The sequence below is a fragment of the Janthinobacterium sp. KBS0711 genome (genome assembly GCF_000988085.1).
Lineage (GTDB): Bacteria > Pseudomonadota > Gammaproteobacteria > Burkholderiales > Burkholderiaceae_D > Janthinobacterium > Janthinobacterium lividum_E.
On record NZ_LBCO01000028.1, the window covers coordinates 1 to 10747 of the forward strand.

Consider the following 10747-nt stretch of genomic DNA (forward strand, 5'->3'; position numbering starts at 1 on the left):
CAATTCCTCTTCCCACGCCGCTTTTTCGGCTTGCACGGTGGCATAGCGCTCGTCGCGCGTCGCGTCGCAGTCGAGCGTCTTGCCGTCCAGGCGTGCCAGGATGGCCTTGGCGGCCGCCTTGGCGTCGCCGCAGATACCGACGGAGATTTTCTTGACCAGGCCCAGCATCTTGTTGTCCGCATCGATCTGGATGATCTTCGCGTTCTTCGGCCAGTAATCCATGCCGTGTTGCGGCAAGGTGCCGAACGGGCCCAGGCGCGAACCGAGCGCGACGACGACGTCGGCCTTGGCGATCAGTTTCATGGCCGCCTTGGAACCCTGGTAGCCGAGCGGACCGCACCACAGCGGGTGGCTGGCGGGGAACGAGTCGTTGTGCAGGTAGCTGTTGACCACTGGCGCGCCCAGGCGCTCGGCCAGGGCCTTGCACTCCTCGATCGCTTCACCCATGACGACGCCGCCGCCGGAGATAATCACGGGGAACTTGGCTTTCGCCAGCAATTCGGCCGCGTCATTGAGGCTTTGTTCGCCGCCGGCGCCGCGGTCCAGGCGGTTCGGTTTTGGAATCTCGGCCTTGATTTCGCCATAAAAATAGTCGCGCGGGATGTTCAGCTGGGTCGGGCCCATTTCCGACATGGCGCGATCAAAACAGCGGCCCGTGAATTCCGCCATGCGGGCCGGATTGGTCACATGACCTTGATACTTGGTGAATTCCTCGAACATCGGCAGCTGGTTCGCTTCCTGGAAGCCGCCCAGGCCCATGCTCATCGTGCCCGTTTCCGGGGTAATGATCACGACCGGAGTATGCGCCCAGTAGGCGGCGGCAATCGCCGTCACGCAATTGCTGATGCCGGGGCCGTTCTGGCCGATGACGACGCCATGGCGGCCCGAGACGCGGGCGTAACCGTCAGCCATGTGGCCGGCGCCCTGCTCGTGCACGACAGGGATCAGGCGGATGCCGGCCGGTGCAAAAATGTCCATCGGGTCCATGAAGGCCGAGCCCATGATGCCGAACATGTCGGTCACGCCATTGGCGGCCAGGGTTTCCACGAACGCTTCGGAAGGCGTCATCTTTTGCGGGCCAACAGGTATCGCGGCGGCGGCGGCTTTTTGGTCGGTCATGTCATTCATGGGGTGTCTCCTGGTCTGTGGTGATAAGCTTCGGTTAAATTATCAAAAAACGGTATATTTTGTTCCGAAATTTGATATACAATTCAATTTAAGCGTTCAGCAATCAAAAGTCAAACAGAATTTCGAGGAAACGGTACAATTTGAGTTCGAAAATGAAATAACACTCAGACAGACAACCGAGGCCACCATGGACATGATTTCATCCCCAAAACTTGAGCCGGAAAAACTGGAAGGCGACACGCCCACGATGCGTTTGTTTGCCTTGCTGGAAGTGATTGCTGAAAAAGACCAGTTGCTGTCGCTGCAAGCGCTGGTGGAAGAAACGGGCTTGCCCAAGCCCACCCTGCACCGCATGCTGCAACAGTTGGAAAGCGTGGGCGTGTTGCAGCGCGAAAGCGATGGCCGCCACTACAGCACGGGCGTGCGCCTGCGCCGCCTGGCGTCGAACCTCCTGATTAACAACACCTTCCATGGCGCCCGCCGCATGGTCTTGCGCCAGCTGGTCGAGGAAGTGGGCGAAAGTTGCAACCTGACGGCCTTCAGCGGCAGCGAGGTGGTGTACCTGGACCGCGTGGAAACGGCGGCCCCGCTGCGCTTCTACCTGCATCCCGGTTCGCGCGTGCCGGCCCATTGCTCGTCGAGCGGCAAACTGTTCCTGGCGCAAATGACGCCCGTGCAACGGCGCCGCCTGCTGGGCCACATGGAATTGACGCGCTTTACGGACAAGACGGAAACGGACCCCGTCAAGCTCGAGCGCGAACTGGAACTGGTGCGCCGCAACGGCTATGCGCTGGACGACGAGGAATTCCTGCCCGGCCTGCTGTGCGTGGCCGTGCTGGTGCCGAACCCAAACGGCCGCTCGAACCTGGCCGTGGCCATCCAGGCGCCCATCATCCGCTTGACGCACGACAAAGCTTTACATTTCTTGCCAGCATTGCAACGCGCCGCGCAAGCCCTGGCCGCCATCGAATCGGAAACCATGCCGACGACGGGCGGGGACGACGACGCATTGCAAACCGGTCATTCATAACCGCCGTAGCGCCCATGCTGCGGTTCCACAGGAGAACAAGGTGCCAGATTCACGCCAACATCCCCCCGCCGCAGCGGCGCAAACCTTGCAGTCCGTGCGCAGCCTGTTCCATATCGACAGCGACCTGCTCGTGCCCGTTTTCACGGAGCGCGACCCGCACGTGCCCGACATCGACCCCGCCTACCGCTTCAACAAGGACGTGACCCTGGCGATACTGGCCGGCTTCACCCACAACCGCCGCGTGATGGTGCAAGGCTTGCACGGCACGGGCAAGTCCACGCATATCGAGCAGGTGGCGGCGCGCCTGAACTGGCCTTGCGTGCGGGTCAACCTCGACGGCCACATCAGCCGCCTGGATCTGGTCGGCAAGGACGCCATCGTGCTGCGCGAACAGCAGCAGGTGACGGAATTCCAGGAGGGCATCGTGCCCTGGTCGCTGCAACGGCCCGTGGCCCTGATCTTCGACGAGTACGACGCGGGCCGCCCCGACGTGATGTTCGTCATCCAGCGCATCCTCGAGCGCGACGGCAAGTTCACCCTGCTCGACCAGAACCGGGTCATCACGCCCCATCCCCACTTCCGCCTGTTCGCCACCTCGAACACGGTGGGTCTTGGCAACTTGAACGGCATGTACCACGGCACGCAAGTGCTCAACCACGCGCAGATCGACCGCTGGAACATCGTTGCCACCTTGAACTACTTGCCGCAGGAGGAGGAAACGGAGATCGTGCTGGCGCGTGTCCCCGCCATGAACGACGAGGCGGGCCGCCAGCTGGCCGCCAGCATGGTGGCCGTGGCCAGCCTCACGCGCCATGGTTATGCGGCGGGCGACCTGGCTTGTCTGATGTCGCCACGCACGGTGATTACCTGGGCGGAAAACTGCCAGATCTTCCGCGACCCTGCGCTGGCCTTCCGCCTGTCCTTCCTCAATAAATGCGACGAGGCAGAGCGGCCCATGGTGGCCGAGTATTACCAGCGCTGTTTCAATGAGGAATTGCTGGCGAGCCAGGCATGAGCGCCGAAGCAACGGCGCCTGCCGCCTACACGCGCGAGCAGCAGGAAACGGATGAACTGTGCGCGGGCGCCATCCGCGCCCTCAGCGGTTCTCCCTCGATACGCTACCGGGGCCGCCGCCTGCACGACGGTCACCGCCCCCTGCCCATCCACGCAGCCCATCTGCAGCCCGATGCGGCGCTGCAGGATTTGCCGTCCTTGCGCGGCGCGGCCGACAGCGTGGCCCTGCGCCTGCTGCATACGGACGCCAAGCTGCACCGCTCACTGTGTCCGGCCGAACCGGTGGCGCGCCTCGTCTTTGAATTACTGGAACAGTTAAGGGTTGAAACCTTGGCGCCCGAACAGCACGCTGGCGTGATCGGCAACCTGCGCCACCGTTTCACGGCCTGGTCGCACGCGTTCTACGATTCCGGCCTGGCCGAGGGCGCTTCGGGCTTGCTGCTGTACACGGTATTCCAGATGTGCTGGTCGCGCCTGACGGCCAGGCCCGTGCTGGAAAAGACGGAAGATTTTATCGAGGCCACGCGCTGGTCCGTGTCCTCGCAACTGAGCGGCGACCTGGCGGGATTGCGCTGCCACCGCATGGACCAAACGGCGTTTGCGCGCCACGCTCTGGCCATCGCCCACGCCGTCGATGCCATGCTGAAAGACGCGCAATCGGCGCGCGATGGCGGCCAGGACGACGCAGGCGACGCCAAGGCGCAGGCCGCCTTCAAGCTGCTGCTCGATTTCGACAGCGATAACGACCACCTTCCCGATGCCGCCCCGCTGGGCGAGAGCCGCGCCTTCAGCGACGGCGATGGCGGCTACAAGGCCTATTCCACCGCATACGACCGCGAAGAAAAAGCGGGTGAATTGGTCCGCCGCGCCCTGCTGCTCGAATACCGCGAACGCATGGATGCCCGCATCGCCAGCCTGGGCATCAACACGGCCCGCCTGGCGCGGCGTTTCACGCAATTGCTGGCCGTGCCCCAGCGCGACGGCTGGTCGTTTGGCGAGGAAGAGGGATACATCGACGGTCGGCGGCTGGCGCAGCTGATCAGTTCACCGTCAGAGCGCAGACTGTTTCGCAAGGAACAATTCCTGCCCCAGGCCGATTGCCTCGTCACCTTTCTCGTCGACTGCTCCGGCTCCATGAAGACGCATGCGAAATCCGTGGCCGTGCTGCTCGACATATTGCTGCGCGCGCTGGACCAGGCCGGCGTTGCCACCGAGTTGCTGGGCTTTACGACGGGCGCGTGGAACGGAGGACGAGCCAAACGCGACTGGATGCGCGCCCGCTCGCCCGCCAACCCCGGCCGCTTGAATGAACTCGTGCACATGGTCTTCAAGGATGGCGATACAAGCTGGCGCCGCGCGCGGCCCGACATCGCGGCCCTGCTGAAGGCGGATTTGTACCGCGAAGGCGTCGATGGCGAAGCCGTGGACTGGGCGTGCAAGCGCATGCTGGCGCGCCCGGAACGGCGGCGCATCCTGCTCGTCGTATCCGACGGTTGCCCGATGGATACAGCCACGAATCTGGCCAACGACGAGTTTTATTTGGCGCAACATCTGAAACAAGTGGTGGCGCGCCGCGAGGCGCAGGGCGCCGTGGAAATCTGCGGCCTGGGACTGGGCCTGGACTTGGGCGCTTACTACAGCCGCAGCCTGGCCACCACCCTGCCCGCCTCGCTGAACAATGAACTGTTCAGCGAGATCGCGCAGTTGCTCGGTGGGCGGAAAAAGTGATCGTTATGCCGGCGTAAGCGCCTGCAGGAAGGCTTGCACGGGCGACGCATGCCTGCCCGTCAACGCGCCATAGTCGTCACTGACGATGTGCATCGCATCGGTGGCCAGCCAGCGCTCGATGCCTGCCAGCATCTGCGCCATCGGCGCCGCCATGCCGCCGGCAATGAAATGGCGCACGCGCTCTTCCGCATCGAGAGCCACGACCTGAATGGGCCTGTCGAATACCTGGGCGGCGATAGCGGCCAGCGCCTGCGCATCGATGGCAGCCGGGCCGGTAATGTCCAGGATGCGGCTGCCAAGGTAGCCATCCGCCAGGGCCGCGGCGGCGGCATGGGCGCAATCCTCGCGCGCCACGTATGACACATGGCCTTGCCCCATCGCCGTGCGCAACTGACCATCCACGGCGGCAGTGCCGAGCACCACCAGCAGCAAATCCTGGTAAAACGCATTGCGCAAGATCGTGTGGCCGATGCCACTCTCTTTCAGCAACGCTTCCGTGGCCCGGTGGTCGTCGTTCAGCAGCGAGCTCTTGCCCTCTTCCGGCTGCAGGAACGAGGTGTAGACGATATGCCCGACGCCGGCCTCGCGCGCCGCTTCGATGGCATGGCGGTGCTGCGCCAGCCGCCGTCCCGTATCGTCGATGGTATTCGTACTGATCAACAGCAGGCGCTCGACGCCGTGGAAAGCGGCGGCCAGGCCCTGCGGCTGGTCAAAGTCGCCGAAGCGCACGCCGATACCCTGTTCTTGCCACGCCGCATGGCGCTCAGGCGTGCGGGTGATGGCGGTGAGCGTCATGCCCGGATGGCGGGCGCGCAGCTCGATGAGCTCATTGACGACGAGGGTGCCCATTTGTCCGGAGGCGCCGGCGACGGCGAGATGCATTGTTTTCATGTTCTTTTCCTTTGGCGAGCGCAGGCGCACCCCATGCCGGGGCGGCAGCGCTCGCAGATGATGTGATGAGATCAAAGATGGCCATGCGGCGGCCCACCCCCAGCGGGGCGGCACTGCGGCTGGCTTACAGGAAAGAAGGGAAAACAAGTGTCATGCGCCCAGCATGGCGCGTGGCGCCCGCCCGGTCAAGCGCTTTCAACGGCGCTTGACCGCGGCAGGGCTAGTCCACACAGTAACGCACGGCATGCGCTTCCATCGGCAGCGGGATTTCCCAGTTCCACAGCATGCCCTGCAGCTTTTTGTTGCTGAGCGACGTGTCGCGCTGGCCGTTGCGCCGCAGTAATTCCTTGCGCGGCTGCTCCAGGTACACGAGCTCCACCTGCGCGTGGTACTTGTACAGCAGGTTGAGCGTCTTTTCGCGCATCAGTTTCGACAGATGCGTGGCGTTCCACACGAACGGTTCGCCCTTGCGCAACAGTTCGCGCGCCCGCTCTTCCGCATAGTCGCCCACCTGCCCTTCGTTCTTGCCGTGCTTCAAACCCAGGGCGATGCGTGCATCGTCGAACGACACGACGGGCAGGCGCGGATGGTGCTTGTCCACCCACGTATTCTTGCCCGACGCGGGCAAGCCCGACATGACGATCACGTGCGAACCCGGCTCCTGGAACAGGGGGTAATCGGGATGGGCTTCGGCGCCACGAAAATATTTGACGCGCGTGTGATCGTCAACGAATACGCGCCGCTGGCCATAGCAGCCCTCCTCGCGCGCCAGTTCGCGGAACAGCTCGATGGCGTCGAGTATGCGCTGCGGATCGGGGCAGATGCGTCCGCGGATATCCGCCTCGGCCAGCATGGCCAGCAAGCGGATATCGACTTGCCACGACAGTTCGCGCACGATGAACTCGGGCGTGACGCCGCGCCGCGACGTTTCCAGCGCAAAGAACGGCACCTGGTGCACATTGATCAGGCGGCAGATTTCTTCGCGCACGGCAAACGGCACGTCGCAATCCCAAAGGGCGATGCGCGCATCGAGGGCGCCCTTGCGCGAGTGGCCGGGCTGGCCGATGGCGCCCGTTACCGGGTCGATCACCGTGGTGCTGCACTTGGCCACGTCGTGCAGCAAGGCGGCCAGGAAAACGATTTCCTGCTCCGCGCGCGTGGCGGCCTGGTAGTCGGGCATGGCCAGCAAGGACTCCACCACCATCATCGTATGCGTCCACACATCGCCTTCCACGTGATACACGGGGTTTTGCGGTGTCGTCTTCGCCAGTTCCAGCTGCGGGAAGGCGGCCAGGCAAGCGTTGAAATCGGGCGACTGGCCAGGCACGGGCACCAGTTGCTGCAGGGTTTTCCAGTTCATCATGTTGTACTCCTCGATAAAGCTGCCAGTTCGTCGAGCGAACGGCAGGTATGCAAGCCCAGGCTTTCCCAGCTGACGAGCGGCTGCGGCGCGTACAGGTCCACACCCTCGGCCAGCTGGTTGGGGATCAAGGGCCGCGTGCTGTGGTGCGAACCGCTGTCGAGGATGGTTTGCGTGAAGTCATGGCGCACCAGCTTGTAGCGGGCCAGCACTTGCTCGTCGTCTTCCACTTTCAGGTACAGGCCTTCCGCGTGGTCGGACTTGTCCGTCTGCTTCCAGCACAAGTCCAAAGGCAGGCGCTCGCGCGCCACCGCACTTTCAAAAGCGTCGCGCCACAGACGGGACTTGGCCAGCGAATGGCGCAGCAACTGCCACAACTGTTTTGGCGAAGTCGGCATCAATCCTGCATACAGCACGGGCACGGACAGCACGGGCGAGCCGGCCAGCATGGCGTGGCGGCGCGCCGTCGACAAAAACATCTGGCTGCGGCGGCAATACACGTCGAACTCGTTGAAGTAATGGGGCAAGCGGTCGTAAAACACGGAATGCTTGCTGTACGACCATTCGCCAAACAGCACATACTGGTCTTCCAGCATGGACAGCAAGGCGTGTTCATGCGCATGCGCCCACGGTTTCAACAGGTTAAACTGGCGTTCGCTGCCGCCGCCCGCCAGGTAATGGCCGCGCGACTGCAGCAGCACTTCGCCCACATCGCTGAACGACACGGCGGAGTTGGCGCCATCGATTTTTTCCTCGATGACGACGTACTGTCCGGCCAGCTTTTTCAGGGGCATCTGGTCCGAGCCGTCGTCGCCATCCTGCAGGCGCGAGCCTTCCAGGTGCGGCGTGCGCGGGTATTTGAATAAGGGTAGAGATTGTAAAAACATAGCGTCCCACGCCGCGTTCACCGGGGCGTGTCCATACAGGGTCAGGGGTGCTGACGACGTGTTCGGGCGTGGACGATCAAGAGCGTAGTCTTGGATACGTGTGCGGAAAGAGCAGTGCCGCAGCAATCGGGGGCGTCAACGCGCCGAACGATGCTGCAAAGAGCATTTCGTCAGCGTTAGCAGGTGATGGCGAAGAAGCGAGGCACTTTTGGCTCCAATAAGGAAGAGGTTCTAGAAAGAACCGCGAATATAAAGGCTGTTTGCATATTTTGCAAGCGCCGCACGATTAACCGAACAATTGCGGCACGGCCGCCGCCATCAGCGAGAGGCCGATCAGGGTCAGCACGGCGAACGCAATGCGGCGCATGCCGCGCTGCGCGATCGGTGGCGGGTAGCGCTTGCCGGCCATGGTGGCCAGCACGCCCACGGGCAAGGCCAGCGCGCACAGCAACAGCACTTTTGCGTCGAGCTGGCCCTGGCTGCCCGCCATCAAGGAGCGCCCGCCCGCGCTGATGGCGAACAAAAAAATCAGGCTGTAGCGGATGGTCTTTAAACTCATTTCCTGGCGGTAGAACTGGTACACGAGCGGCGGTCCGGCCAGCGAAAACAGGCCCGAGAACAGGCCGCCGCACACGCCGCTGATGAAGAAGCTGCGCTTGTCGGCCGCGCCCGGCCCCGGCGGCGCCTGCAGCAAGATGCTGACGCCGCCATACACGATGGCCGCGCCCAACAAGAGTTTCAGGATGGGCGCATACGCCTGGTCCAAATATCCCAACAGCAAGACGCCGGCCGCCATGGCCGGCAGCAAGCCGATGCTGGCCGCGCGGATGGCGCGCCAGTCCAGGTGGTGCAAGGCGCCCGGCAAGGCCACGAGGCAATTGGCCAGGGACAACAAACTGACGAGGGCCGCCAGCGCGGGCACGGGCGCCAGGCCCAGACCGCTGGCCACGCCCATGACGATCATGCCCAGGCCAAAGCCCGTGACGGTCTGGAAATACGTGCCCGCCGCCACTACGCCCAGCAGCGCCAGCACGGGCCAGCTGAACAACTCAGCGCCCACCCTGGGCCTGCACAGACGTGACCGCGATCACGTTATACACGTCAATCGCGCTGCAGCCGCGCGACAGATCGTTGGCCGGTTTCTTCAAGCCTTGCAACAAGGGGCCAATGGCGACGGCGCCGCCCATGCGTTCGGCCAGCTTGTAGCCGATATTGCCCGCATCCAGATTCGGGAACACCAGCACATTGGCGCGGCCGTTGACGACTGAATCCTTGACCTTGCGCTGCGAAATCTCGGCCACGATGGCCGCATCGAGCTGCACGTCGCCATCGATGGCCAGCAGCGGGCGCTGGGCCTTGACCTTGTCCGTAGCCGCGTGCACCTTGTCGACGGCCGCGTGGTGGGCGCTGCCGCTGGTGGAAAACGACAGCATGGCCACGCGCGGTTCTTCCATCAGCAAGGCTTGCGCGCTGTCGGCGGCGGCCATCGCGATGTCGGCCAATTCCTCGGCCTTCGGATCGACCACCAAGGCGCAGTCGGAAAAGATGAAACCGCCCTTGAGGCTGTGGAAAGGTTCGCACAGCATCATCAGGAAAAAGCTCGACACGAGCTTGAAGGCCGGATCGACGCCGATGATCTGGATGGCGCTGCGCACCACGTCGGCCGTCGTGTGCACGGCGCCCGCCACGCAGCCGTCCGCATCGCCCAGGCGCACCATCAGGTTGGCGTAGCACAGCGGGTCCTGCACGGCTTTCCTCGCCTGCTCCACCGTCATGCCCTTGGCCTGGCGCAGCACGAACAATTGCTGGGCGTAGTGTTCCGATTCGCTGGACTCTACCGGGTCGACCAGACGCACGGCGTCCAGGTCCAGCGCGTTCTCTTGCGCCAGGGCCAGGATGGCGGCCGGCTGGCCGACGATGGTGATATGCGCCAGACCTTCGGCAGCGGCACGCGCGGCCGCCTGCAATACGCGCGCATCGCCGCCCTCGCACAAGACGATGTGTTTCGGCACGGCGCGGGCTTGCGCGATGATGCGGTGCAGGGCTTTCATGGCGACTCCAATTCGGTAAAAAAATGCCGGAACCATGGAAGCATGGAACATGGGTCCGGCACATAAAACCCGGCGCGATTGCCGGGGTCATACAAGGATCGGTCAGGGTGCTGTGGGATTACGCGCATGCGGATGCAGTACCCGTAGGTTGGATTAGCCCAGAGGGCGTAATCCAACAACACCAGCGCATCAAACGTAGTCTTTGTACTTGTCCAAATGACGAACAGGCTTGCTCAGCGCATCGCGGCGGAACGGGTCGCCCAGCTCGCGCGTGCACATGATTTCAATGATGGTCGTCTTGCCTTCATTCATCTGCATGTCGATCGCCTTTTTCAAGGCCGGACCCACGTCTTCCAGCTTGTCGACCGTGATGCCTTCGGCGCCCATGGCGCGCGCAATCTCGGCAAAGCTCTGGTTGTCGAGCTCACCGGCAACGAAACGGCGGTTGTAGAAATCGACCTGGTTTTTCTTTTCCGCGCCCCACTGGCGGTTGTGGAAGACCACGGCCGTCACGGGAATGTTGTGGCGCACACACGTCATCGTTTCCATCAAGCTCATGCCCCAGGCGCCGTCGCCCGCGTACGACACGGCAGGACGGTGCGGCGCGGCCACTTTCGCGCCGATGATGGTCGGGAAGGCATAGCCGCAGTTGCCAAAG

At 63.4% G+C, this 10747-nt stretch carries 10 protein-coding genes; 3 read left to right on the top strand and 7 right to left on the bottom strand.

What is annotated here, in order from left to right:
• On the bottom strand, positions 1-1119 hold a 1119-nt coding region (locus VM94_RS17875), incomplete at its 3' end, for a sulfoacetaldehyde acetyltransferase (protein ID WP_046684727.1).
• A 202-nt stretch (positions 1120-1321) separates the two neighbouring features.
• Between VM94_RS17875 and VM94_RS17880 the strand changes: the two genes are divergently transcribed.
• From VM94_RS17880 to VM94_RS17890, 3 genes are read left to right on the top strand one after another with little or no spacing between them, the layout of a single operon-like run.
• Positions 1322-2158, top strand: coding sequence for an IclR family transcriptional regulator (locus VM94_RS17880; protein ID WP_374106902.1), 837 nt, complete (start codon positions 1322-1324; stop codon positions 2156-2158).
• 40 nt (positions 2159-2198) lie between these two features.
• Entirely contained in the window at positions 2199-3173 is a 975-nt protein-coding gene (locus tag VM94_RS17885) for an AAA family ATPase (RefSeq protein WP_082654519.1), read from the top strand.
• Positions 3170-4900, top strand: a complete 1731-nt coding sequence (locus VM94_RS17890; RefSeq protein WP_046684722.1) for a cobaltochelatase CobT-related protein — start codon at positions 3170-3172, stop codon at positions 4898-4900. Before VM94_RS17885 ends, VM94_RS17890 begins: the two co-directional genes overlap by 4 nt.
• Before the next feature lie 3 nt (positions 4901-4903).
• Here VM94_RS17890 and VM94_RS17895 read toward each other — a convergent pair whose 3' ends face one another.
• From VM94_RS17895 to VM94_RS17920, 6 genes are all read right to left on the bottom strand, one after another.
• The gene (locus tag VM94_RS17895) at positions 4904-5791 is read right to left on the bottom strand and encodes an NAD(P)H-binding protein (RefSeq protein WP_046684723.1); all 888 of its coding nucleotides are present in this window, start codon (positions 5789-5791) and stop codon (positions 4904-4906) included.
• Between the two features lie 220 nt (positions 5792-6011).
• Positions 6012-7154, bottom strand: a complete 1143-nt coding sequence (locus tag VM94_RS17900; RefSeq protein ID WP_409929564.1) for an AAA family ATPase — start codon at positions 7152-7154, stop codon at positions 6012-6014.
• Positions 7151-8038, bottom strand: coding sequence for an RNA ligase family protein (locus VM94_RS17905; protein WP_046684724.1), 888 nt, complete (start codon positions 8036-8038; stop codon positions 7151-7153). Before VM94_RS17905 ends, VM94_RS17900 begins: the two co-directional genes overlap by 4 nt.
• 286 nt (positions 8039-8324) lie before the next feature.
• Positions 8325-9086, bottom strand: a complete 762-nt coding sequence (locus tag VM94_RS17910; RefSeq protein ID WP_235432947.1) for a sulfite exporter TauE/SafE family protein — start codon at positions 9084-9086, stop codon at positions 8325-8327.
• A gap of 1 nt (position 9087) precedes the next feature.
• Positions 9088-10089, bottom strand: a complete 1002-nt coding sequence (gene pta / locus VM94_RS17915) for a phosphate acetyltransferase (protein WP_046684726.1) — start codon at positions 10087-10089, stop codon at positions 9088-9090.
• A gap of 189 nt (positions 10090-10278) precedes the next feature.
• Positions 10279-10747: thiamine pyrophosphate-dependent enzyme (locus tag VM94_RS17920; RefSeq protein ID WP_046683316.1), on the bottom strand; the 469-nt coding region annotated here is incomplete at its 5' end.

What these genes read in the sequence shown, in the direction of transcription:
- VM94_RS17880 (WP_374106902.1), top strand. Translation starts at nt 1,322, where the DNA reads ATGATTTCATCCCCAAAACTTGAGCCGGAAAAACTGGAAGGCGACACG.
- VM94_RS17890 (WP_046684722.1), top strand. Translation starts at nt 3,170, where the DNA reads ATGAGCGCCGAAGCAACGGCGCCTGCCGCCTACACGCGCGAGCAGCAG.
- VM94_RS17895 (WP_046684723.1), bottom strand. Translation starts at nt 5,791, where the DNA reads ATGAAAACAATGCATCTCGCCGTCGCCGGCGCCTCCGGACAAATGGGC.
- VM94_RS17900 (WP_409929564.1), bottom strand. Translation starts at nt 7,154, where the DNA reads ATGATGAACTGGAAAACCCTGCAGCAACTGGTGCCCGTGCCTGGCCAG.
- VM94_RS17905 (WP_046684724.1), bottom strand. Translation starts at nt 8,038, where the DNA reads ATGTTTTTACAATCTCTACCCTTATTCAAATACCCGCGCACGCCGCAC.
- pta (WP_046684726.1), bottom strand. Translation starts at nt 10,089, where the DNA reads ATGAAAGCCCTGCACCGCATCATCGCGCAAGCCCGCGCCGTGCCGAAA.